At 35.0% G+C, this 24,551-nt stretch carries 23 protein-coding genes and 1 pseudogene; 8 read left to right on the forward strand and 16 right to left on the reverse strand.

Annotation, left to right across the window (positions count from 1 at the left end):
* Window positions 1-396: 396 nt before the first annotated feature.
* Complete coding sequence (locus tag AC23MB_RS11480; protein WP_487787309.1) at window positions 397-624, forward strand: 30S ribosomal protein THX; 228 nt, start codon at window positions 397-399, stop codon at window positions 622-624.
* 32 nt (window positions 625-656) lie between these two features.
* Here the strand turns inward: AC23MB_RS11480 and AC23MB_RS11485 are convergent, their stop codons facing one another.
* The 3 genes from AC23MB_RS11485 to AC23MB_RS11495 are packed head-to-tail and all read right to left on the reverse strand — an operon-like array spanning window position 657 to window position 2,360.
* Window positions 657-1,313, reverse strand: coding sequence for a DUF937 domain-containing protein (locus tag AC23MB_RS11485; RefSeq protein ID WP_487787310.1), 657 nt, complete (start codon window positions 1,311-1,313; stop codon window positions 657-659).
* A 57-nt stretch (window positions 1,314-1,370) separates the two neighbouring features.
* The gene (locus tag AC23MB_RS11490; protein WP_487787311.1) at window positions 1,371-1,835 is read right to left on the reverse strand and encodes a nucleoside deaminase; all 465 of its coding nucleotides are present in this window, start codon (window positions 1,833-1,835) and stop codon (window positions 1,371-1,373) included.
* Window positions 1,836-1,847: 12 nt separating this feature from the next.
* Complete coding sequence (locus AC23MB_RS11495; protein ID WP_409508397.1) at window positions 1,848-2,360, reverse strand: DUF2480 family protein; 513 nt, start codon at window positions 2,358-2,360, stop codon at window positions 1,848-1,850.
* A 101-nt stretch (window positions 2,361-2,461) separates the two neighbouring features.
* Here AC23MB_RS11495 and lpxB point away from each other — a divergent pair, with 101 nt between their 5' ends.
* The 5 genes from lpxB to AC23MB_RS11520 all read left to right on the forward strand — a co-directional run bounded on the left by lpxB (window position 2,462) and on the right by AC23MB_RS11520 (window position 9,011).
* Window positions 2,462-3,568 (forward strand): lipid-A-disaccharide synthase, encoded by a 1,107-nt coding sequence (lpxB, locus tag AC23MB_RS11500; protein ID WP_487787312.1) that lies wholly within the window; start codon window positions 2,462-2,464, stop codon window positions 3,566-3,568.
* 63 nt (window positions 3,569-3,631) lie between these two features.
* Window positions 3,632-5,416 (forward strand): ComEC/Rec2 family competence protein, encoded by a 1,785-nt coding sequence (locus AC23MB_RS11505; protein ID WP_487787313.1) that lies wholly within the window; start codon window positions 3,632-3,634, stop codon window positions 5,414-5,416.
* 111 nt (window positions 5,417-5,527) lie between these two features.
* On the forward strand, window positions 5,528-6,193 hold the full coding sequence (locus AC23MB_RS11510) for a succinate dehydrogenase cytochrome b subunit (protein WP_313028706.1): 666 nt from the start codon (window positions 5,528-5,530) through the stop codon (window positions 6,191-6,193).
* 13 nt (window positions 6,194-6,206) lie between these two features.
* A complete protein-coding gene (locus tag AC23MB_RS11515) occupies window positions 6,207-8,219 on the forward strand; it encodes a fumarate reductase/succinate dehydrogenase flavoprotein subunit (protein WP_312322242.1) in 2,013 nt (670 codons plus the stop codon).
* Between the two features lie 24 nt (window positions 8,220-8,243).
* A complete protein-coding gene (locus tag AC23MB_RS11520; RefSeq protein WP_312322244.1) occupies window positions 8,244-9,011 on the forward strand; it encodes a succinate dehydrogenase/fumarate reductase iron-sulfur subunit in 768 nt (255 codons plus the stop codon).
* A gap of 69 nt (window positions 9,012-9,080) precedes the next feature.
* Here AC23MB_RS11520 and AC23MB_RS11525 read toward each other — a convergent pair whose 3' ends face one another.
* Window positions 9,081-9,302: a PspC family transcriptional regulator gene (locus AC23MB_RS11525; protein ID WP_079668154.1), complete on the reverse strand. Its 222-nt coding sequence runs from the start codon at window positions 9,300-9,302 to the stop codon at window positions 9,081-9,083.
* Window positions 9,295-10,563 carry a DUF2851 family protein gene (locus tag AC23MB_RS11530; RefSeq protein WP_312322247.1) on the reverse strand — a complete coding sequence of 423 codons (1,269 nt, stop codon included), beginning with the start codon at window positions 10,561-10,563 and terminating at the stop codon, window positions 9,295-9,297. The genes AC23MB_RS11525 and AC23MB_RS11530 overlap by 8 nt, the downstream gene beginning before the upstream one ends.
* 176 nt (window positions 10,564-10,739) lie before the next feature.
* Here AC23MB_RS11530 and AC23MB_RS11535 point away from each other — a divergent pair, with 176 nt between their 5' ends.
* Window positions 10,740-11,513 (forward strand): class I SAM-dependent methyltransferase, encoded by a 774-nt coding sequence (locus AC23MB_RS11535; RefSeq protein ID WP_312322245.1) that lies wholly within the window; start codon window positions 10,740-10,742, stop codon window positions 11,511-11,513.
* Here AC23MB_RS11535 and bshA read toward each other — a convergent pair whose 3' ends face one another.
* Together bshA and AC23MB_RS11545 are read right to left on the reverse strand one after the other, a co-directional pair.
* On the reverse strand, window positions 11,514-12,638 hold the full coding sequence (bshA, locus tag AC23MB_RS11540) for an N-acetyl-alpha-D-glucosaminyl L-malate synthase BshA (protein ID WP_487787314.1): 1,125 nt from the start codon (window positions 12,636-12,638) through the stop codon (window positions 11,514-11,516).
* 98 nt (window positions 12,639-12,736) lie between these two features.
* On the reverse strand, window positions 12,737-14,422 hold the full coding sequence (locus tag AC23MB_RS11545) for a glycoside hydrolase family 3 protein (RefSeq protein WP_487787315.1): 1,686 nt from the start codon (window positions 14,420-14,422) through the stop codon (window positions 12,737-12,739).
* A gap of 113 nt (window positions 14,423-14,535) precedes the next feature.
* On the opposite strand from AC23MB_RS11545, the gene AC23MB_RS11550 reads away from it, so the two are divergent.
* On the forward strand, window positions 14,536-15,057 hold the full coding sequence (locus AC23MB_RS11550) for a hypothetical protein (protein WP_487787316.1): 522 nt from the start codon (window positions 14,536-14,538) through the stop codon (window positions 15,055-15,057).
* Between the two features lie 50 nt (window positions 15,058-15,107).
* Here the strand turns inward: AC23MB_RS11550 and ribA are convergent, their stop codons facing one another.
* The 9 genes and pseudogenes from ribA to AC23MB_RS11595 form a co-directional block, all read right to left on the reverse strand.
* The gene (gene ribA, locus AC23MB_RS11555; protein ID WP_487787317.1) at window positions 15,108-15,704 is read right to left on the reverse strand and encodes a GTP cyclohydrolase II; all 597 of its coding nucleotides are present in this window, start codon (window positions 15,702-15,704) and stop codon (window positions 15,108-15,110) included.
* A gap of 17 nt (window positions 15,705-15,721) precedes the next feature.
* On the reverse strand, window positions 15,722-16,183 hold the full coding sequence (locus tag AC23MB_RS11560) for a hypothetical protein (RefSeq protein WP_487787318.1): 462 nt from the start codon (window positions 16,181-16,183) through the stop codon (window positions 15,722-15,724).
* A complete protein-coding gene (locus AC23MB_RS11565; RefSeq protein ID WP_487787319.1) occupies window positions 16,180-16,794 on the reverse strand; it encodes a DUF4254 domain-containing protein in 615 nt (204 codons plus the stop codon). Before AC23MB_RS11565 ends, AC23MB_RS11560 begins: the two co-directional genes overlap by 4 nt.
* Window positions 16,795-16,797: 3 nt before the next feature.
* Window positions 16,798-16,995 carry a twin-arginine translocase TatA/TatE family subunit gene (locus AC23MB_RS11570; RefSeq protein ID WP_312322497.1) on the reverse strand — a complete coding sequence of 66 codons (198 nt, stop codon included), beginning with the start codon at window positions 16,993-16,995 and terminating at the stop codon, window positions 16,798-16,800.
* Between the two features lie 38 nt (window positions 16,996-17,033).
* Window positions 17,034-18,593 carry a murein hydrolase activator EnvC family protein gene (locus tag AC23MB_RS11575; protein ID WP_312322496.1) on the reverse strand — a complete coding sequence of 520 codons (1,560 nt, stop codon included), beginning with the start codon at window positions 18,591-18,593 and terminating at the stop codon, window positions 17,034-17,036.
* Window positions 18,590-19,396 carry a lipoprotein insertase outer membrane protein LolB1 gene (gene lolB1 / locus AC23MB_RS11580; protein WP_312322494.1) on the reverse strand — a complete coding sequence of 269 codons (807 nt, stop codon included), beginning with the start codon at window positions 19,394-19,396 and terminating at the stop codon, window positions 18,590-18,592. The genes AC23MB_RS11575 and lolB1 overlap by 4 nt, the downstream gene beginning before the upstream one ends.
* 117 nt (window positions 19,397-19,513) lie before the next feature.
* On the reverse strand, window positions 19,514-20,533 hold the full coding sequence (locus AC23MB_RS11585; protein ID WP_487787320.1) for a sugar phosphate nucleotidyltransferase: 1,020 nt from the start codon (window positions 20,531-20,533) through the stop codon (window positions 19,514-19,516).
* A gap of 130 nt (window positions 20,534-20,663) precedes the next feature.
* Window positions 20,664-22,097, reverse strand: a complete 1,434-nt coding sequence (locus tag AC23MB_RS11590; RefSeq protein ID WP_312322492.1) for an oligosaccharide flippase family protein — start codon at window positions 22,095-22,097, stop codon at window positions 20,664-20,666.
* Window positions 22,098-22,145: 48 nt separating this feature from the next.
* Window positions 22,146-24,440 (reverse strand): annotated as a pseudogene (locus AC23MB_RS11595) (GH92 family glycosyl hydrolase).
* Window positions 24,441-24,551: the final 111 nt, after the last annotated feature.

Consider the following 24,551-nt stretch of genomic DNA (forward strand, 5'->3'; position numbering starts at 1 on the left):
TCTCATAACCTAAAATTAATTGTTTTTTGCTAATAACTTTAGGGTTATAAAATGTCCGGTTTTTGGGGAGACTTACAGGTATTTTGGGAATGATGGCTTGTAACATATTTTGCGTTTTGGATAAGTAAATTTAGTTTTTTCTGTAGTAATTGATTGACGGTTAGTAGTTGCGTGAGCGATGCTAGCGGATATCCTTTTGGGTTGGCGCGAGGCGACGGAGCGCAGCGGAGCCGTCCGAGCGACAAGCTAAAAGATAGGAGCGGACGTAGCGACCCGAGGTTTTCGGATGGTTTTCGGTTTGGAGAAAAACTCGGGACACGCCAAAAAAAAGCGTTTTTGTGAATTAAATTTTATTTCCTAAATTCGTAATAACCAAACACTTAATCTTTTAAAAATATGGGAAAAGGAGATCAAAAATCTAGAAGAGGCAAGATAACTGCAGGAAGTTATGGAAAAAGAAGACCTCGAAAATCATCAAATCCTGTGGCAGTTGCCGAAAAACCAGTGAAGGCGAAAGCGGAACCAAAAGCAAAAGTAGCAAAGCCGAAAGCCGAGAAAAAAGTGGAAGCCGAGGTTGAAGAAAAACCGAAAGCCAAAAAAACAACAAAAAAGACCGAAGAATAATCTTCGGTCTTTTATATTTTTGAAAAGTGGTTTTATTTTCCTCCAAGTATGCTTCCCAATAATCCACCAAGTCCTCCTTGTTGAGATTGTTGTTGATTACCGCCACCCAGTACACTTCCTAAGATATCGTTAAGTGGATTACCTGACGATTGTGATTGTCCGCCACCAAGTACGCTTCCCAAAATATCGTTAAGAGGATGTGATTGCTGTGATTGTGCTTGGTTTTGAGCACCACCAATGATGCCACCAAGAAGGTCGCCTAGACCACCCGCATTGACATTGTTTTGTTGTTTTTGCTGACCGATATAACCCATGATAACTGGTGCTAGCATCGCCAAAACTGGACCTATTTTGTCCATAGAAATACCAGTGTTTTGCGAAAGTTGATTTTCAACCGCTACTTTGTTACCACCGAAAATATGATCAAGGATCGAGTTGCCTTCAGCTTGTCTGTTAAGCGCTTGCGAGGGATCGTTAAGAATACTACCGTCATGGTCTTTATCTAAAGCATGATTAAGTGCTTCTGCTTCTTTAGCATCTTGAGATTTATTTCTAAGGTAAGAAATTACTAATGGCGCAGCAACTGCTAGTAATGCGATAATTTGATTTTTGCTGATTCCGAATTTGTTTTCAGCTTGTTCTGCAACTTGGTTGCTAGAGTTTCCTGTTAATAGATCTAATAAACTCATAGTGTTTTTATGTTTTTTTTTAAATTAGTATGATGAAGTTCGGGAATTTGTTAGCAATTAGTATTCCGTTTTATCCGACTTTTCTGTCCATTTTTTAAAGGTTTGTAAAGCTTCATCTCTTAACATCGAATACATCGGGATTTTTCGATTTTCGATTGCTAATGCTATTTCATCATATATTAAAGAATCATCAAAACCGATATTTTTTGCATCTTCCCGTGTGTTGGCGTAATATATTTTGTCAATTCTTGCCCAATAGATAGCGCTAAGGCACATAGGACAAGGCTCACACGAGGTGTAGATTTCGCAACCGGAAAGATTAAAATCATTGAGATATTTAGCTGCATTTCTAATCGCAACAACTTCTGCATGTGCAGTTGGATCTTTATCAACAGTGACTTTGTTGCTACCTTCGGCGATAATTTTACCATCTTTCACCACGACTGCGCCAAAAGGCCCTCCGCCAAGGTCTAGATTCTCAGAAGAGCAAGCGATGGCTCTATGCATAAATTCGGGATTCATAGTTATTTTGTTTTAGTTTTTAAAAATAGGAACATTGCTACAAGCTTCGCCGAACATCAAAGATTTAACCATTGGCTTAAGTTGTTCCACCAATTCGATGTAGGCATTATTCGGCATATCAACGTCGGAGCAACCCTTTACTAGAACACGTTTGTCTTTTAGTTCAGAGTAATCATAAGTTTTAATAGCGTTGTGCATCAACAGAACATTAAGATCTTCTAAATTTCCAAAAACCACTTTTTTGGTTGTGTCTGTTAATTTCGCTGCAATTAAAAAATACGCCCAAAGCGGAATAATAACATCTTCTGAGCAATAGATGTATACGTAAGCATCGCGATAATCTTCCGGATTGATCTTTTCTATTTTTTCACGATAATCTTTCTCGCGAAGGATAAGACCTTCATACAAAAAATCTTTTAGGTCGATTCCTATTTTTTTGCCTTTCGGCATCAAAGACGATAAATCAAAATTTACCAAACTCGTATTTTCTGCAACTTTATTTCTGATTTCGAATTCTTCTGACATGATATTATTTTTATCTTTACAACAAATTTACTTCAAATAATTGATTTTTGATTCATGTTAAAAAGAATCTGAAATCTAAATTTTAAAACCTTAATTCTACTTTGAAATACTACATTATAGCAGGTGAAGCCTCCGGCGATTTGCACGCAAGCAACCTTATGAAAGCCTTGAAAGAAAAAGATCAAAACGCTGATTTCAGATTTTGGGGAGGCAATTTGATGGCGGAGCAAGGCGGACAAATGGTGAAACATTATCGCGATCTTGCTTTTATGGGATTTTTGGAAGTGGTTCAGAATTTGGGCACGATTCTCAAAAATATTAAATTTTGTAAAAAAGATATTGCGAGTTACAAACCCGATGTTTTGGTTTTGGTCGATTATCCAGGTTTTAATCTCCGAATTGCAAAGTTTGCGAAGTCTTTAGGCATTCGCGTTGTCTATTATATTTCGCCTCAGCTTTGGGCGTGGAAAGAAGGTCGTGTCGAAACTATCAAAAAATATGTCGACGACATGATGGTTATTCTTCCATTTGAACAGGATTTTTATCAAAAACATCAAGTGGATGCACATTTTGTTGGACATCCGTTATTAGATGCAATTTCGGATCTACAACCAGTTGATGCAAAATTGTTTAAGTCTGAAAACGGACTCAATCAACAACCGATTATTGCATTACTTCCTGGAAGTCGTGAGCAAGAAATTGTCAAAATGTTGGAATTGATGTTGTCGGTTCGTGCTTACTTTAAAGATTATCAATTTGTTATAGCGGGTGCACCGAGCTTGCCGAAGTCTTTTTATGAGCAATTTGTAGACGAGGATGTTCATTTTGTATCGAACAAAACTTATGATTTGCTGCGTTGCTCGGAAGCGGCCTTGGTGACTTCTGGGACGGCGACTTTAGAAACGGCGCTACTCAATACGCCAGAAGTTGTATGCTACAGAAGTAGTAAAATCTCTTATGAAATAGCAAAACGCCTCGTCAAACATATTAAATACATCTCTTTAGTCAATTTGATAATGGATCGCGAAGTTGTTACGGAACTGATTCAAAATGATCTAAATACGACTAATTTGGTGAAAGAATTAAACAAAATATTAACCGGAAAAGAACGTGGTATTATGCTTTCTAATTATACCGAACTACGAAAAAAGCTTGGCGGGAAAGGCGCAAGTCAACATGCTGCGGATGTCATACTTAACATAAAATAATTTTTATTTTTACGACAAAAAAATCATTACTTTTAGTTTAAACAAAATCTAAAATAATGAATCATGTCTCGCCAGCCACTTTTTGTAACGCTACTGGCATATTGTCTTGGGATTCTACTTCAAGATCGATTTCGTTTTGAGATTTGGTTGGGGCTTTTGCTTTTTATAATTTTTACATTCATAATTCTTTTTTCTTTCATTATTAAAAAGGCATTTCTCGTTAAATTTCGAGATGTATTTTTAATTTTAAGTTTCTTTGGTTTCGGTTGTATCGTGCATTATTTCAACATTTCTGATTATCAAAAATTAGTTTTAAAAGGAAAACACGAAGTAATGTTTCAAGTTGAGAAAAAACTTAACTCCAATGAAACGTACAGAAAGTATCAAGCCAAGATTTTTAAAATTGATCATCGAAATTCCTCCGTTTCAATCGTTTTACAAATCCCCAAAAGTACAAAAGACTTAGATTTTAAACATGTTTATCAATCTAATCTTTATTTTTCTGAATTAAAATCTCCTCGCTACAATTTTCAGTTTGATTATCCACAATACCTTGAACGTCAAAAAGTTTCTGGTTTGGCTTTCGCTAACGAAAATATTCTACAAGCTTCAAAAAAGCAAATTTCTTTTGCTTACGAAATCAAACAAAAACGTTTGAGCGTTTTGCAAAGAATTAATACTTCACAACTCAATTCTCGTCACAAAGAATTTTTGAAAGGAATCATCCTTGCCGACCGGACTGGAATGGACGAAGTGACGGTTTCGGATTTTAATAAGTCTGGATTGGTGCATCTTTTAGCGATTTCGGGGTCTCATATGGTTATTATTTTCTGGTTGATTTTATTGACTTCTAAAACTATTTTTCCTTTAAAGTGGCGGAAAGTTGCGATTTGCATTGCTTTAATCGTAATTTGGTGTTTTGCAATTTTTATTGATTACGGAAGTTCTGTTGTTAGATCATGTCTGATGATTAGTTTTTATTATATGACAAAACTTTTGAATCGTCCTCCGAATCTCATTCATTCGATGGCGCTGTCGGCTTTTGTTATTTTGATTTGGGATTCTCAACAGATTTTCGATGTCGGTTTTCAGTTGAGTTATGTTGCTGTTTTTGGGATTTATTGGCTAAATCAACCAATTATAAAATGTTTTCCAGAACGAAATAATGTTATTTATAAGTTTTTCTTAGCGATTTTTAGTTTGTCACTTTCGGCACAATTAGCGACTTTGCCATTGGTTTTATATTACTTTCATCAATACTCCTTGGTATCAATTATCGCGAACTTGTGCATTATTCCGTTTTCAGAAATTATTATCATTTTCTCTTTATTGATGGTAGTTTTGTTTGCTTTTAATATTGAATTTAGTTGGCTAGATTTTATTTATGATTGGTTTGTAAACTATTTACTAAAAGCGATACATTGGTTCGCCGATTTTGATGTTTTATTTTTTAAAAATATTGGATTTAACCTTGTAGAAGTTGCTGCAGTTTTTATGATTCTATATTATTTGCGTTTTGTTTTAGTCAAACGAAATTTGAAATACTTTATCAATTTCGGTTTTAGTGTTTTGTTATTTTTAGGAATTAGATTTGGTTTTAACTTTTATCATTTTCAAAAAGATGAAATTTTAGAAATAGCTTCTTTTAAACGTAAAACTGTTTTAATAAAAGAAAAGTCGCAGGTTTTTGTAATAACAAAAGATGATGCTGACATCTCAAAAATTGAAAAATTTATTATTGATCCTTATTTAGCTTCATCACGAGCCGCAAAATATGATTTAATAAAAGTGCCTAAAGACAATGTTGGATTCACCTATCGTGGGAAATTTTACAAATTGAGCGACTAATCGGATTAATTATTTAGAAAGATTATAAACTACTTAATTCTGACATATCTCACGATGCCCAATCTTAACATTTTTTTAACTTTGTGCGTATTCAAAAAATAAAATTAGATTATGGCAGGATTTTCATCTTCGATAGGAAGAAAATATGCAATGGCACTATCGGCGTTTTTTTTGCTGGTTTTCTTGGTGATGCACCTTTTCACGAATATGCTATCTGTATTTAGTGTAAATGGTTTTAATCAGGCATCTTATTTTATGGGTTATAATCCATTCATTCAATATTTGATGCAGCCTATTTTGATTTTTGCGGTGTTTTTCCATTTTATTATGGGATTCATTTTAGAAGCAAAAAACAACAAGGCGAGACCTGTAAAGTATGACGTTAACGGCGCTGCTGCTAACTCTTCTTGGATGTCTAGAAATATGATTATTTCTGGATTGGTTATTTTAGCTTTCTTAGGGCTACACATGTACGATTTTTGGTTCCATGAGATCAATCACAAGTACATTCAAGGGAATATTGATGACATTGGAACAGAGAGATTCTGGATCGAATTGCATGAGAAATTCGCTGACCCAATTAAAGTTGTTATTTATGTAGTAGCTTTCATTTTGTTAGGTTTACACTTGGCTCATGGTTTCCAATCGGCATTCCAATCAGTGGGTGCAAGACATCCAAAGTATACGCCATTTATTAAAGCATTCGGAACTTGGTATGCTATACTAATTCCAGCAGGATTTATCCTAATTGCCATTTATCATTTTGTAACTCAATAATATCGTAAATAGAATGAGTAATTTAGATTCTAAAATTCCAGCAGGTCCTCTTAAGGACAAGTGGAGTAATCATAAAGCCCATATGAACCTTGTTGCGCCTAACAACCGTGATAAAATTGATATTATTGTTGTTGGTACAGGATTAGCAGGTGGTTCTGCTGCAGCTACTTTAGCTGAACAAGGTTATAACGTAAAAGCATTTTGTTATCAGGATTCTCCAAGAAGAGCGCACTCTATCGCTGCTCAAGGAGGTATTAACGCTGCTAAAAATTATCAAGGTGACGGTGACTCTATCTATAGATTGTTTTACGATACTATTAAAGGAGGTGACTACCGCGCAAGAGAGGCAAACGTGTATCGTTTAGCTGAGGTTTCAGGAAATATTATCGACCAATGTGTATCACAAGGTGTTCCTTTTGGACGTGATTATGGAGGTCAGTTAGATAACCGTTCTTTCGGTGGGGTTCAGGTTAAAAGAACTTTTTACGCAAAAGGACAAACAGGTCAACAGTTATTATTAGGTGCATATTCTGCAATGAGCCGCCAAATCGGTAAAGGTAGAATTAAAATGTACAACCGTCACGAGATGCTAGATCTTGTAATTGTTGATGGTAAAGCAAGAGGAATTATCGCAAGAAACCTCGTAACTGGTGAAATCGAAAGACATTCTGCACATGCAGTTGTTATCGCTTCTGGAGGTTACGGTAACGTATATTTCTTATCGACAAATGCGATGGGATCTAACGTTTCTGCAGCTTGGAAGATTCACAAAAAAGGGGCATATTTTGCAAACCCTTGCTATGTACAAATTCACCCAACTTGTATTCCAGTTCATGGGACGCAACAATCAAAATTAACTTTGATGTCAGAATCTCTTAGAAACTCAGGAAGAATCTGGGTTCCTAAAAACATTGAAGATTCAGTTGCCATCAGAGAAGGTAAGAAAAAAGCAAAAGATATCCCTGAAGCGGACAGAGATTATTACTTAGAGAGAAGATATCCTGCGTTTGGTAACTTGGTTCCGAGAGACGTAGCTTCTAGAGCTGGTAAAGAAAGATGTGACGCTGGTTACGGTATCGAAAATAACGACACTAAAGAAGGTGTATTCTTAGATTTCTCTACAGAAATCATGAAGAAAGGTAGAGAAGCTGCTATCGAAAAACACATTCATAATCCTTCAGAACAACAAATCTACGATCTTGGTAAAGCTTGGATTGAGGAGAAATATGGTAACCTTTTCGTAATGTACGAAAAAATTACTGCAGACAATCCTTATGAAACACCAATGAAGATTTATCCAGCTGTTCACTACACAATGGGCGGTGTTTGGGTTGACTATAACTTACAATCTACAATCCCTGGATGTTTCGTAATCGGTGAAGCTAACTTCTCAGATCACGGTGCTAACAGACTTGGAGCTTCTGCTTTGATGCAAGGTTTGGCGGACGGATATTTCGTATTGCCTTATACAATCGCAGATTATCTTTCGGCAGACATCAGAACTGGAGCGATTCCTACAGATTCAGCTGCTTTTGAAGCAACAGAAAAAGACGTTAAAGATAGAATCGATTATTTATTGAACAATAAAGGAACGCATTCAGTTGATCATTTCCACAAAAAATTAGGAAACATTATGTGGAATAAAGTTGGTATGGGAAGAACTCCAGAAGGTCTTAGAGAAGCGATTAAAGAAATCGAAGAAGTAAGAAACGAGTTCTGGAAGAATGTAAAAGTGCCTGGTTCTAACGACGAGATGAACCCAGAATTGGAAAAAGCACTTCGTGTTGCTGATTTCCTAGAGCTTGGTCAATTGATGGCTATCGATGCGCTTAACAGAAATGAATCTTGTGGAGGACACTTCCGTGAAGACCATTCTACACCGGATGGAGAAGCAGAACGTGATGACGTTAACTATAAGTATGTTGCTGCTTGGCAATATAACGGTCCGAACATTAACGACGAAATCATGCACAAAGAAGATCTTGTGTACGAAAATATCGAAGTTAAAACAAGAAGTTACAAATAATCTCCAACCAATAAATATAAAATTATGAGTGCAAAAAAAGGCTTAAATCTTACGCTGAAAATTTGGAGACAAAAAAATAATAAATCCAAAGGTCAATTTGAGACCTACAAAATATCTGACGTTTCTACAGATTCTTCTTTCTTGGAAATGTTAGACATTCTGAACGAGAATTTAATTAACGAAGGTAAAGAACCAATTGCTTTTGACCACGACTGTCGCGAAGGGATTTGCGGTATGTGTTCACTTTACATTAACGGTCGTGCGCACGGTCCAGACACAGGTATCACAACTTGTCAGTTACACATGCGTCACTTCAAAGATGGAGAAACTATCGTTATCGAACCTTGGAGAAGTGCGGCTTTCCCAGTAATCAAAGATTTGGTTGTTGATAGAAGTGCTTTCGATAGAGTTATGGCAGCAGGAGGTTTCATCTCTGTTAACACTTCTGGTAGAACAACAGATGCTAACAATATTTTGGTTCCTAAAGAAGATTCAGACAGAGCAATGGATGCTGCGGCTTGTATCGGATGTGGAGCTTGTGTGGCAACATGTAAAAATGGTTCTGCAATGCTTTTCGTTGGAGCAAAAGTTTCTCAATACGCTTTATTACCGCAAGGTCAAGTAGAAGCTAAGAGAAGAGTTCTAAACATGGTTACGGCTATGGACGAAGAAGGATTCGGAAACTGTTCTAACACTGGAGCTTGTGAAGTAGAATGTCCAAAAGGAATTTCTCTAGAAAACATCGCAAGAATGAACAGAGAATATATGTCTGCTTTTGTTGATAAAGGATAAGACAATTCTTACATATACAAAAACGCCTTTCAAATTTTTGAAAGGCGTTTTTTATTTTAAAATTAAATCTTAAAGATCAAATACATTCGGTCTTTTAACAACGATACAATCCTTTATCCAAAGTGTAAAAGCTAGTCCTAAATAGAATAAAAAGAAAATACCAGCAGTTGCAAAAGTGGAGTAGATGAAGAACACACGCAACTTAGAAACGGGTATTCCCAATTTGCTTCCCATTCTGGTCAAAACCCCAAACCATTCTCTCTCAAAGCGGTGACGTATATTGTCAATCATGTTTTAAAATCTTAAATCCGACACCGCAATTTAAGCATTTTTTTTCGATGCAGTTGTCGCGATAGTGTTGCAGAAAAGCTTGCGATTCCAAAGCCGAATTTATTGGAATTTGCAAGTCTTTCCAATGGTCGATAATTTGATTTTTTTCGTGTTTTAGATTTTTATAAAAGTCGATAATTTGATCATTAATATCTTCATCTTCGGTAAAGTAATATTTAATAGGCAAAAAAACATTGAGGATTATTAAATCTATAAAATCTTTGGAAAGCACTGTCGAATGTTCTTTTGTTTGTTTTGAAATTTGATAATGTGTTTCCCAATATTCTGAGCTTTTTACTTTTTCTAAAATTGAATAAAAATCTTCTATACTTTTCGAGGATATTATTTTCGAAAATATATGTGCTTCTTGATGTATTAAAACCGATAATTGCGACAAACGAATTGTGGGAAAATTGGGTGGTCGCATTTTTGAAAATTTTGGATTAAACTTCAAGCCGCTTAACTTAAATTTTGAAACCAAAAAATGATATTCTCGTTGCCAAATTTTTGTTTGTTCATCAATGTTTTCTGTAATATTTAAAAGTCCAGAAGTTCCTAAAAGCAAAGCTTCCAAACTTGTTTGATTCGCTCTTGTTTTGTTTAAAATATTAAAACCTAAATAGGAAATCATTTCGCTAAACAATTCAGAATTTACTTTTAAACCAAAACCATAAGCTAGTTGTTCCAACAAGACTTGCTCTTTGTTGTTTTGAGTGTTTTTTAGTCGTTCAAAAAAGAATTGTCGCTTTCTTTCAAGCTTTTCTAGAAGTTTTTGCTCAGCGAAAAATAAAGGAATATCATTTGGTTTTATAAGTTTTTCACAAGCGATAAAATCAAACGGATTGTCATTTAGATTAATGAGTTTATTTAAAACCGATTCCGAAACATAATTTTTCAGTTCTAGACAAGGTATATTTTTTTGCTCTAAACTTTCGATATCGCAATCATCAAAATAGACGACATGAAGAATTAAAGAATCATAATGATTGCTCTTTTCATGCTGATGAAGATACCAATCCGAGCTTTTGATATGAATTTCGATGTTGCCTACAAAAGTGGTATTTTGATATTTAATCTTCGCCAAAGAAAAATCTGGTCCTTGGTCATAATTCCATTTTCCAAAATCTAAAACTTCGATGGGAAAACCTTTTGTACATCGAAATTCTAAATTTGAAAACAGCTTTTTGCTCCAAATATATTGCAAAATGTGTTCGTTCATCATGGTATTTTAGCTTTGTGTTTCATAAAGTTACATATTATTTTTATGAATTTCTTTTTAATTAAGTTTTAAAAAAGTAAAATGATACCTAAAGTTCCATAGATTGTTAAATATGAAGTTTAAAAATTGAAAAAATTACGCTAATTTCGCAGTCATATAAAAACCGATAACACAAACAGATGAGAGAAATTGCAAGCATTTTTAAAACTTTTTTTGCGTATTTAATTCGCCCCCAACTTTATCCAGAGCTTTTCAGAAAAATTTATAAAAACATTTTTCAGCGACAAGCGGCTTTCAAAGGCAAAGATAGCGCAGAAGAGTGGTGCCGTTCTTTGGCGATAAGTCAAGATGATGCGATTAAAAATGTACTTAATTTTAAAGATTATCAATCGCTTAATAGTCTTTATCCTGAAATCATGAAGCAGGCTTCTGAAACCGAAAAAAGCTGTCCGATCAAAATGGGAGGTGCTGGTGCATTGGATTTAATTTATTATTTAAACGAATATACTTCAGCAAAAAATTCAATAGAAACTGGCGTTGCTTATGGTTGGTCTTCATTAGCTGCGTTGTTGTCATTACATAAAAGAAATGGCACATTGTACAGCTCTGATATACCTTATTTAGCGCAAAATGGTGATAAATATGTTGGTTGCGTTGTTGCTGATCATCTTCGTCCAAATTGGAAACTTTTCCGTTTTGCAGATAAAGAGTCACTTCCAAAGATTTTTGCAGAGCAAAATGAATTTGATTTTATGCACTATGACAGTGACAAGTCTTATAATGGTAGAATGTGGGCATATCCTATTCTGTGGGAGAAACTGAGAAAAGGCGGTATCCTAATGAGTGATGACGTGTCGGATAATGCTGCGTTTATGGATTATTGTGTAAAGAAAAATCTAAAGCCGCATATTGTTGGATTCGATGATAAATATGCAGCTTTTGTGATTAAATAATTACTTTTTAAGAAGCTTATTATAAAGCGCAATATACTGCGGAATTATATTTTTGATATCAAATAGTTCCGCATTTTCTTTGGCATTAAGTTTCATTTCTGCTAAAAGTTTTTCATCAGAAAGCAACTCGATCGCATATTTTGTCATAGACTCAACGTCGCCAATATTTGCTACGAAGCCAGTCTTTCCATTAATGTTAACTTCCGGTATTCCACCTGCGTTACTACTGATAACTGGTACGCCAGCCGCCATTGCTTCCAAAGCTGCAAGTCCAAAACTTTCTTGTTCTGATGGCAACAAAAAGACATCTGCCAATTTCAAAATTCGTTGTAAATCATCAACTTTTCCTAGAAGTCTAATTTTAGTAATCAATTCAGGATTGTCACTTAGAAAGTTATTGATGACTTCCATATCAGGACCTTCGCCGATAATGACCAATTTAGAATTTATACTTTTTTCAACATTTTTAAATATTTCTAAAACGTCCTGAATTCGCTTTACTGGTCGTAAATTAGAAACATGGATTAAAATCTTTTCACCTTTATTTGCGAATTGATCACGACAACAAATATTTTCCACATCAAAAAGTTTGTTGTCAATAAAGTTATTAATCACTTGAATTTCCTTTTTAATATGGAAATTTTTAAGCGTATCTTGCTTCAAACTTTCTGATACTGATGTAATCGCATCTGATTGATTTATTGAAAATTCAACAGCTTTGTTGTAACTTGGGTGTTGCCCAACCAAAGTAATATCCGTCCCGTGAAGTGTCGTAATTAACGGAATATCTTTATTGTCTTCCTTCAACATTTGCTTGGCATAAAACGCAGAATATGCAAACGGAATCGCATAATGTGCATGCAAAATATCCAAATCATAAAGTTTTACAACCTGATAGATTGTCGATGATAACGCAATATCATAAGGTGGGAATTTGAAAAGAGGATAATTCTCTACTTGTACTTTATGGAAGAAAATATTGGCGCGCGTCATGTCCAATCTTGCTGGTAAATTCGAACTTATAAAATGTACTTCGTGACCTTGGTTGGCGAGGATCATTCCCAATTCTGTTGCGACGATACCACTTCCACCATAAGTTGGGTAGCATAAAATTCCTATTTTCATTGTATTATTTTGTGGTGACAATTTATCAAAATTATTAAAGCGATGTTATTGTTTTCTACAATTTCGCTCATTGATAAATTCCGTTTTTTAAGTTGAATTTATTTAGTTTCTAAAGTCGTTCCTGCACCAAATTGCCATGTGTCATTAACTAAAACAGGAAGTCTACCAGAAATTTTAGTTTTGCCAGTTAGACCATTAACACTAGCTTTTTGCGAATCGTCGTTGTTTTCGTAAGATACCAAAACCGTCGAAATATTCTTAGTATCCAAATCTCGTAAAGCATACGGACTCCCAAAAATACCAAGAATTACTTGATTGGTTTTTGCCGCTTTTACAATCGTTTGTTTCGATGTTTCGGAAATTTTGTAAGGCTTGTAAGCTGTGCTATTATCCTTATGAATTCCTATGATTAACTTCGAGTTTTTAGGAAGTTTGCTTAATTGAGAAGTCGTGATAACTTCAACATTAAGATTATTTTTTAAACTATTTGCGAAAGTGTTGTAAGGCGCTTCTTCTAAAGGTAGATAATAGATTTTATCGTTTGATTTCAATGGAAGAAGTTGCTTATCGTCTTTTAAAAGTGTTAAAGCATTTTCATAAAGATTTTGTACCAATTGTTGGTGCGAAGCGTTATTGATGTCTGCAATAATATTTTCTGGATTTTTATTTTCGTATTTATTTAAACCTAAATAATATTTCGTTAAAAGAATTTTTTTAACACTTTCTTCCAAACGATCTTTTGAGATTTCTCCTTTTGAAAGTCCTTCAGCAATAAGACGTTTTCCTTCTTTAACACCTTGCGAGAAAAGCATAATATCGTTGCCCGCTTTAAAGGCTAAAGCATCCAGTTGTCCAGGTTGATAACGGTTGGCGACAGCGCCCATATTAAGAGCATCTGTAATTATCAAACCTTTGTAACCAAGTTTATCTTTAAGTAAATCTGTGATAATACTTTTTGAAATAGAGGCAGGAACATTGGCTTCTTTTTCTAAAGCAGGAACATAAAGATGCGCTACCATAACGCCGCCGATTCCTTCTTTTATTAAGTTTTTATAAGGCGCTAATTCTATTTGATCAAGTCTATCGATTTTATGATCAACAAGCGGTAAATCGTAATGAGAATCTGCACTTGTGTCGCCATGTCCAGGGAAGTGCTTTATCGCGGCAAGTATGTTATTGTCTTGTAAACCATAAGAGTACGAACTCGCTTTTTTAATTACATTATTAACATCCGAACCAAAAGAGCGATTCCCAATAATCGGGTTACTTGGGTTGGTATTAACATCGACAACTGGCGCAAAATCCCAATTGATGCCCATTCGTTTGCAGTCAGCGGCGATTTTTGCAGCCATGTCATAGACTAGCTTTTCGTCTTGGATGGCACCTAAGGTTATTGCCCAAGGGAATTTGTAAGCTTTCGCAATTCTTTGGAAAAGTCCCCATTCGGCATCCATACCAATCATCATTGGTACTTTTGACCTTGATTGGAATTCGTTAACCAAATTAATTTCCATCGCAGCATCATCTTGCATTAAGATAAGTCCGCCGATTTGTTCTTTGGTTACTAAATTTCTAATTTCTTGGATGTGATCAATGCCTTTGTTAGTGTATAATGCGACAATGAAAAGTTGTCCTAGCTTTTGGTCGTCAGAAAGTTGATTGTAGGTTTTGTCAACCCATTCTTTAGCCCTTTTTGTATCATCTTCGCTAATGTTTTTAGGAACATATTGCGCTTTATTAAAAATTGAACCAAAAATTGTGACTGCTAGAATTAACCTTTTCATTTTTTCCTTATCTAAAAATTAAGTGAGTATAAAGATATACCTTCATTTTTTATTAAAAAAGATTTGTGGTACATATTTTGCGAGCAATTGTTTAACGAATAAATTTTAAAACTATGAAAAAGTATTTGACTATATCAGCATTTTCTCTTTTTGCTTTTGGGACAGTAGTTAGCTGTACAACAGATAGAGAGGTCATCCAAGAAGTTCCAACGCCTGTTGATTATCCTCAAGTTTATGATTTAAAGGGAATTAATTTCACAAACGGAAATAACTCATATCGACAAAGTTTTACTAAGCCAATGTTGGATCAAGATTTTGTACTTATTTTTAGAAAGGAAGGAAGTCTTAATAACGGTAAGCCAATTTGGGGAGCGATACCAAAAACTATTTATTTAGCAAATAATCAAGAGGTTAATTACGATTTTGATTATTCCGTTAACGATTTTACAATCTATGTTGAATCGACTTATGATTTAAGTACAACGCCGGAGTATTCTCAAAATCAGACATTCAGGGTAGTGCTTGTTCCTGCTGAGTTCGGTAAAGGTGCTAACGCAGATTTATCAAAAATGAGTTACGACGAAGTTATCCAGCGTTACAAAATTGATGATTCTAAAGTAGTCGGCTTAAAATAAAGTAACACTTAGAAAAAAAGCGAGAAATAATTTTCTCGCTTTTTTATTATTTATAAATCTTTGTCGTTAAGAAGATGACCGAAGAATTCTTTTTTTGTTTTAAGATAAGAAGAGCTGTTTTCGTTCGCCTCAATCTGCAATGGTATGCGTGAGTTTAGTTTGATATTGCTTTCCTCAACATATTTTAGCTTTTCTGGATTGTTGGTCATTAAGTTGACTTCCTTAATCCCTAAAATATTTAAAATCTCTATCGCCACATCAAATTTTCTTCCATCTGCTGGAAGCCCTAATTTTAGGTTCGCCTCAACGGTGTCAAAGCCTTTTTCTTGTAGCGCGTAAGCTTTAAGCTTGTTAATGATCCCAATATTACGGCCTTCTTGTCTTAGGTATACAACAACGCCACCATTTTTATCTATATAAGAAAGTGCGGCATCTAGTTGAGGTCCACACTCACATTTTAAAGAATGGAAAACTTCACCCGTGATACATTCTGAATGGAATCTTACATTAACCGCTTTAGAAAAATCTGTATTGTTAGCAATAATCGCCATATGAGGCATCCAATCGTCATCGCGATCAGAAAAAGCTACGATTCTGAAGTTGCCCAACTCTGTCGGTATATGTGCTTCAGCTTGAATTTTGAGCATGGGTTTTAGAAAGTTTATTAGTTGGAGCTAACTGTAGTTTGCGATTCGCTTTTTTCAACAGCTTCCAAAAGACTGATATTAGTTTTGATTTTAACTAGATATCGGTTAAGGACTTGGTCGTCATCAGTTTTAAGATGCTTTCTAAGTTTTTGGATGCTTTTGTAATTGTCTTCGAAAGATTTTAAGGATTTCTTCTTTTCTTTATCATTAGACGTTTGGATAGCGTAAAGATAATTTATCAAATTTTGTTTTAACTCTCTTACTTGATTGTTAACCGCAACATTTTTAAACTTCGGAAAAGTAGATACTAAGTTAGAAATTGTGGAACTATAAGTAATCCTTTCCGGAGAGACATTTCTTTCGGTAGCTAAGGGTAAATCTGATGAAAAAGTATTTTCTGCATAGAAGCCTGTCTCACTCGAGCAAGAACTAAGTCCTAAAGAAAATATGACTAATAAAAATCCAATCCAGCGAATCATTTTTTTTGTGCTTTTTGATATAAGATTGGGTTAAGAGATTCGTCATTATACATTTTCATCTGCTTATACGTTTTCATCTTAACATCACCGTTTTCAATATCAATCAACAATTGGTCTATCGCAGTCATGAGGTCTTTTTTCTGTTCTAGCAGTACATTTAACTTTGCAGAACATTTGGCAACATGTTCAGCGGAAGCATCCTCTCGGATAACTTCTTGATGCATGTGGTATATTTTTAATGCTAAAATCGATAATCTGTCAATCGCCCAAGCTAGCGTTTCAGAGTTGATTTTTGCATCATTTTTCGGAGTGATATTTTTGAACTTCTCCAGGAACCAATCATCAATGTTTTCTACTAAATCTGTTCTTTTTTGATTAGAGGAATCGATACGACGTTTTAGTTGTAGAGCGTCAACCGGATTGATGTTCTCATCACGGATAATATCCTCCAAATGCCATTGTACGGTGTCAATCCAATTCTTTGTATACAAAAAATGTTCCAAGCTTGAAGTTTGGAACGGATTGTTTTCTAAAGTATCGACGTGGTCTAATTGATGATAGTCCTTAATCGACTGATTAAAGATATCCCAAGCCTTTTCTACAAAATTCATTTGCTAGTTGTTAGTCGCAGAATTATTGTTATCAGGCTTTTTGTCTTCCTCTTTTACAGCATCTTTGAATTCTTTAATTCCTGAGCCTAAACCTTTCATCAATTCAGGGATTTTTTTACCTCCGAATAATAATAAAAGTACTAAGGCAACGATTAAGATGTGTTGCCAAGAAATTGCTAATATGGCTAATGAATGATACATTTTTTACGTTTTTTGATTTGACAAAGTTACGTTATTTTTTAATATGATACCCAACCCATTGGATCGACAGGACTTGTCCCATTCCAAATTTGGAAATCTAATGTGTAAGAACCATCTAGACTTGTTGTAATTTCTCCAATTTGTGTTCCTGCAGAAACAGTTTGGTTCGATTTTACATACACGTTAGACAGATTAGAATATACTGTAAAATAATTACCGTGTTTTACCATAACAGTTTTGGTTCCACCGTCAACAATAACAGTTGATACCACGCCTGGGAATACGCAACGTGCTTTTGTACCAGCACTTACAGCGATTTTAATACCATTGTTTTCTTCCCAAATATTTTTAAATACAGGGTGTTGTTGACGTCCAAAACGATGTGTAATATTTCCTCTCTCTACTGGGAAGCCAATTCTTCCCTTACTCTCCGCAAAATTGCTACCTGCCGTTACACTACCCACGCCAAACGCCTTCATTGTTTTAGTTTCGACAGCCTGTTTTTCCTCGTCTTTTTTCTTGTCAAGGGCAGCTTCTGCCGCTTTCGCAGCAGCTAGACGATCTTCCGCCGCTTTGGCTCTAGCTTTTGCTTCGTTAGCTTCTTTTTCTGCAATTATTCTTCGAGCTTCCGCTTTGGCGTCAGACTCTGCTTTGGCAGCTTCGTCAGCTCGTTTTTTCTCATCCGCAGCTTTTTTAACAGCCAACTCTCTTGCTTTACGAGTTTCCTCTTCTAGGGCTTTACGTTCTCTCTCTAGAGCTTCGGCTTTAGCTTTATTTTCTGCGTCAATTCTGGCTTTTTCTTTAGCCGCAGCAATCATTGCTTGACGTTTACGTTCTTCTTCTGCCTTTTTCTCAGCTTCCGCTTTGGCTTTGGCTACACGAATTTCTTCATTAATGATAGCTCGAATTTGACCTTCTAAAGATTTTTGTTGCGTTTGTTTTTGTTTTAACTCGGCGGTTAATTTTGTTTCGTTTTGTTTAAATTCAGCAAGAAGCGCCTCCTTTTGACCTCTTTCAATTTCGATAGTTGCTAGTTCTTTCTTTTGGTTAAGGAGAAGATTGTCCTTTTCACCAACAGCTTTTTGTTTTTTAGCAATGTTTTTTTGAATTTCGTTTGCTTTGTCGTTGATTTCCGCAGCTTTACGTTGTTGATATTCCGAATATTGTTTTAAATACTGGATACGACGCAAAGCTTCTCCCATGCTTTTTGATGAAAGGATAAAGATTACTTTATTCTGTACGCCTTTGTTTTTGTATGCTTTTACCAAAATTGCAGCGTAATCTTCGCGCAATTTTCCGAGTTCGCGTTTGTTTTTGTTGATTTCAAGCTGAGATCTATAGATGTCATCTTCTATAAAGCGCTTTTCTTTTTGAGTGTTGTTGTAAGATTTTTCTCTAAGAGAAATTTTTTGATTAACAGCATTAAGGTATGCTAACGACAATTTTGATTCGTTTTTAGTCTTAGCTAAATCTGCGTTAATGTTTGCGATTTGCTTCTTAATTTCAGCGTTTTGCTTCTGTAGCTGTTCTTTTGTATTTTGGCCGAAAATGCTTCCGAAAAATAAAATGCTTAGTAAAAAACTAATCTTCTTTATCATTTAATCGCGGTCTTTTTATAATTATTTGGCACCGAATATGGCGTTGCCATTTTGGAAAAATCAAATTTCGTGTTTTCGATTAATATTTGGTCTGTTTTCTTAGCTTTTATAATTATTTTAACGTTTTTTGGGAACGAATTTCCTTCAAAATTTTCCCAATTGTTATAATAAACTTCAAGTTGATCTTGATTGCTTAAATTATTAAGCGTAACTTTTGTTAAATTAAATTCACTAGAATAATCACTTTTTACTGTGTATTCCGTTTTCTTACCGTCGACATTTATTTTAATATTATTTTTAGACGATAAAGTATAACCTTGAGCGTTTTGAGTTAATTCAAAATCTTTTTCGTTAATTGGAATAAAAGTTTTTCCTAAGATTAAATTTTGCAAGGCTTGATAATCAATAAAATTGACTTTTAAAAGATTATTTAAATAAGAAAAATCTGAATCGATATAAGTTTTGTTGTAGGATTCATAACCCTTTACACCTTCAGGCGTCGCAATACCTCGAGCAACATTAATAAATAAAGCCGTCAAATTCATCCATGTTTTTTGACCATTTTCAATATAAATAGTTGCATTAAGTGTCGGAATAAAACTTCCGTTTTCAACATTAATTTTGCTATTGATTTTTACTTGTTCAAAAGTTGCCTTTTCGGTTACTTTATTAAAAAATGCCGAATTAGATTTGATAGGTTCTGTAGTGCTTATCGGTGTAGAATTGCTTTCTGTAACAGTTTTTTGAGTGTGACAAGAGGTTAGCGCAATCGCTGAAAATATGATGATTCCTAAATTTTTCATTTTCTAAATTTTAGATAGGCTTTGCAAAATTAACGCCAACAGGCTATAAAATATTTTGAGATCTAACTTCTAAAAATAATTAGACGCTAGATCTCAAAAAGTTATATGATTATTTTTTTAATCTTTCGAAAGGAAATCCAATACCGAATAATCGCCCAAAGAAATTTCTCTTGCTACACCATAATATTGCGCAGAGTTGCCAATCATAGAGTTAGAAAGGTTGCCATGATCGATAACCGTTTTTTCTTGGATTAATGAATTGTCAATGTTTGAGTTGATAACTTTTGTCCCGTTTCCTAGAGAAACATTAGGTCCAATTTTGGAATTACTAATCTCCACATTTTCACCAATAAAACAAGGAGGAATAATTAGAGAACTTACGATTTTTGCAGAACTTGGGAATTGCCCCATCGACTCTTTCTCGTATCGAAGAATCTTGCCATTGGTCTCGACAGTTGCATTTTTGTTACCACAATCCATCCAATCATCAACTTTTCCTAAAGAGAACTTAGCGCCTTTTTGACGAAGGTTTTCTAAAGCTGTCGTTAATTGATATTCGCCACCTTCTTTAATACCATTATCCATGATATAGTTGATTTCAGACATTAATTTTTCTGCACTATTAAAGTAATAAATACCGATAATTGCTAAGTCTGAAACAAATTGTTGTGGCTTCTCAACGAAGTCGGTAATAAAGCCATATTCATCTAATTTTACAACGCCAAAAGCTGATGGATCCTCAACTTTTTTAACCCAAATAACACCGTCAGAATTGGTGTCTAATTGGAAGTCTGCACGGAAAAGTGTATCTGCAAAAGCTACGACAACATTGCCTTGCATAGAATTTTCGGCACATTTAATAGCATGAGCAGTTCCTAGAGGTTCATCTTGTGTATAGATACTTCCCTTTGCACCTAGGTTTTCAGCAATTTTAACCAAAGAAGCTTCAACTTCTGGCCCAAAATCCCCAATAATAAATGCAATTTCGTCAATTTTTTCACCTGCTACTTTTGCGATGTCTTCAACTAATCTTTGTACGATTGGTTTTCCTGCAATTGGGATAAGAGGTTTAGGAACAGTTAATGTGTGTGGACGAAGTCTAGAACCCCGTCCAGCCATTGGAACAATAATTTTCATTATAAAAGAGTGTTTTGTTTTAGTTAGTAATTTTTATATGTTTTTGACAATTCGCCAAATGTAAAAATATAAGTTTTGTAAAGCAAGTTTACAGCTTTAATATTTAGTAATGCATTGTATTTTAGAATAATTAAATTTTCTTACGACGAAGTTTTGAAAGAAACATATCTTTTTCGCTATAAAGAACAATCGCTAAAAAGACAATGAATAGGCTGTTACTTAGCCAAATATTATAATCCAAATATTTAACAATAACAAAGCTGAATACGCACAAAAGTAATAGTACAAAACTCATTTTCTTCATTCGGTAAGGGATTGGATAATACTTTTGCCCAAGAAGATAAGATGTAATCATCATGACAACGTATGCTCCAAAAGTTGCCCATGCTGATCCAATCATACTGTGATAATACATTAGCGCTAGATAATTTAACCCAATGTTTATCCCTGCGCCGAGCCACGAGATAATTGTACCAACGCCTGTTCTGTCTGTGACTTTGTACCAAGTCGAAAAATTATAGTAAATCCCGAAACAAAGGTTAGCAATAACGATTATCGGAATGATGTCAATCGCAATCCAATAAGATTTGTTTGGGATAAACATTATTTTTAACCAAGAAATATTTGCGATAATTCCGAGTGCGACAATTGATGCAAAGAATGCAAAATATTCCGCAACTTTTGCGTATGTTTTGGTGGCATCGCCTTTGTCCATTTGTTTGAAGAAAAAAGGTTCGATTCCCATTCGATAAGCTGTTACAAATAGTGTCATCAAAACAGCCAATTTATAACAACCACCATAAGCACCAGCTTCGACCTCGGAGATGTGGTTTCGTTGTATGGTTTTGTCAAAATTTTCATTGACCATAAAGGCAAGACCAGCTAACATTAATGGGAAAGAATATTTAATCATTCTTCTAAAAATCGGAACAACAAATTGGAATCTAACTTTTAAAATAATAGGTAAAAGTAGAATGAAACCTAAAACACTTCCAACTAGATTACTAAAGAAAGGGAAGTCTACATTGTGATTTAGTCCCAAATTTTTTGAAAAACTTTCTGGAATCCAAAAGAAAAGTGCCGCTGTAAAGACCGCTTGAAATACGGACTGAATTACACGAACCACCGAGTATTTTATCGGCATGTTATTAAACCTAAGCCATGCAAAAGGGATAACTAAAAGTGTGTCAAAAAAAGCGATTAATGCAAACCATCGGATGTATTCTGGGTTATTGCTGTAGCCCCAATAATCTGCTATTGGTTGATTAAAAATATAACACAGAATTAAAAATATAGTTGAGGTTCCAAACAAAAACCAAAACGACGTATTGAACGTTTTTTTCTCTTGACCTTCTTCGGCTGAAAATCTAAAATAAGCGGTTTCAAATCCAAAAGATAAAACAATGTTTACGAAAGAAATGATGGCATAAAGCTGCGTAAACATCGCAAAACCTTCATTCGGAATTTTGTAAATCAAAAGCGGATTTAGGATAAACAAAATAATCCTCGGTGCAATAGCGCCGATGCCGTAGATTAATGTTTGCGTTAAAAGTTTCTTATACAAAACTGAAAATTTTTTGCAAATGTAAGTTATTATTGAATTTCCGAAACTTTATTTTTTAGGTTTCGACGACATGTAAAAAATTAATTTTTCGCCTTTTACAATTTCGGAATGTTTTAAAATAAAGTCTTTGATTTCTTTTCCGTTGAGTAAAACTTTTTCTAGATAAACATTCTTTGGACGTTGATTAATTGCTTCGATTTCAAAAAATTTTCCATTTTCTAAATTTAAAATCGCATGATCAACCGCAGGACTTCCAATCGAATAATCTTCGGAAACTGGCGCCACTGGATAAAAACCAAGCGAGCTCAAAATATACCAAGCACTCATTTGTGCCGTGTCATCATTTCCGCCCAAGCCATCAGGTGTTGCTTTGTATTGCATTTCCAAAATATGACGAACTTGTTGCTGTGTTTTGCAAGCTTGATCGGCAAAATTGTAAAGATAAGCAACATGATGTGCAGGTTCGTTTCCATGAACGTAACCGCCGATAATTCCTTCTCTTGTGATGTCTTCAGTATCTGCAAAGAATTTGTCGGGCAAATGCATGCTGAAAAGTTCATTCAGTTTTTCGCCAAATTTCTTTTTGCCACCCATCGCTTCTATTAAACCTTTTGGATTTTGCGGAAAGAAGAAACTCTAGTTCCAAGAATTTCCTTCGATAAAGCCTTGTCCATGTGTTTCCAAAGCATCAAAATCTTTTTTAAAAATTCCGTTTGCTAATTTTGGACGCATAAAACCTGCACTTTTATCATAAACATTTCTCCAGTTTTCAGAGCGTTTGATGAATTGATTATAAATTTCCGTTTCGCCCAAATGTTTCGCTAATTACACAATTGCCCAATCGTCATAGGCATATTCCAAAGTGTTAGAAACCGAAGTTCCATTTTTCTCTGTTGAGATAAAACCTTTGTCGATATACTCGCAAATGCCTTCTTAGTCACGGTTGTCTGCTGTTGCAACGCAAGCCAACAAAGCCGCTTTTGCATCACCTGAATAATTATCTTTGATCATCGCGTCCGAAACAACGCTAACGCTGTGATAACCGCTCATACACCAGTTTTCGTTGGCATAGTGCGACCAAATTGGGAACATTTTTAACGAAAATTGATCGTGATGTGCCATCATCGATTTGACCATATCATTATTTCGTTTTGGCTGAACAATATTGAAATAAGGATGCAAAGCATGGTACGTATCCCAAAGTGAAAAAGTAGTATAGTTTGTGAATCCATCGGCTTTGTGAACGTTTTGCTCAAGTCCTTTGTACTCGCCATTGACATCCATATAAGTCGTTGGATTGATAAAAGTGTGGTACATCGCCGTGAAGAAATTCGTTTTCTCAGTGTCAGAGCATTTTATCACAATTCGATTAAGTTCTTTATTCCAATCTTGTTGGGCTTTTTCTTTTATTTGGTTAAAGGAAAGATTGCCAACCTCTTGTTTTAAATTGTTCGAAGCATTGGCTTGGCTAACTGGCGAAATTGCCAATTGTACTTCGATAGCTTCATTTTCTTGAGTGTCAAAATCAAAATACATTTTCAGATTTTTGCCAGCGATTTCGGGGAAGTTTTTAGTTGGGTCAAATTTTCTCCAAAATACGCCATAAACTTGTTTTCCGTCAAAATTCTTTTGACCGTAAGATTTAAAAGGTTTTGAAAATTTCATGACAAAATAAACGGTTCGTGTACGCGGCCAACCGTTGGTTTGAAGATAACCGGTGATGGTATTTCCGTTTTCGACACGAACATAGGTCCAAACATTTTTGCCATCATAATTGTAGATTCCAGCCATCAAATCTAAGATGATATGCGCTTGATCCGATTTTGGGAAAGTATAACGCTGCACGCCAACACGCGTTGTAGCCGTCATTTCTGCCAAAATATTATAGTCATCCAATTTTACTTTGTAATATCCCGCTTCGGCAACTTCGGTATTGTGCAAAAAGCGACTTCTGTAACCTGACTCAGGTTTGTCCGCCGTTCCTGGATTTAATTGAAGTTTGCCAACAGTTGGCATCACTAAAAAATCGCCCAAATCCGAATGACCTGTTCCACTAAAATGCGTCGAGCTAAAACCTGTTATCGTTTTGTCCTCGTAGCGATAACCTGCACAATATTTGTAAACTTCGCCATTGTATTTGCCGTTTAGCTCATAAGAAATCGAATCGGTTTCAGGACTTAGTTGCACAGCTCCAAAAGGCGTTGTTGCGCCAGGATAGGTGTGTCCCATTTTTTCGGTGCCAATTAATGGATTGACAAATTTGACAAGGTTTTCCATTTTTTGAGCGTTGGTTAAACCTGTAATAGCGATTCCCAGTGCTAAGGATATTTTTTTGATTAACATTAATTAGTTTTAAAGAAGCAATTTAGCTAAATAAATCTTTTTAAATATTCTAAATTTGTAGTGTTGAGTACAGAACTAAGAATCAAGAGCCAAGATTTTTATCTGATGTCT

The organism is Soonwooa sp. T0.1_25 (genome assembly GCF_057652215.1).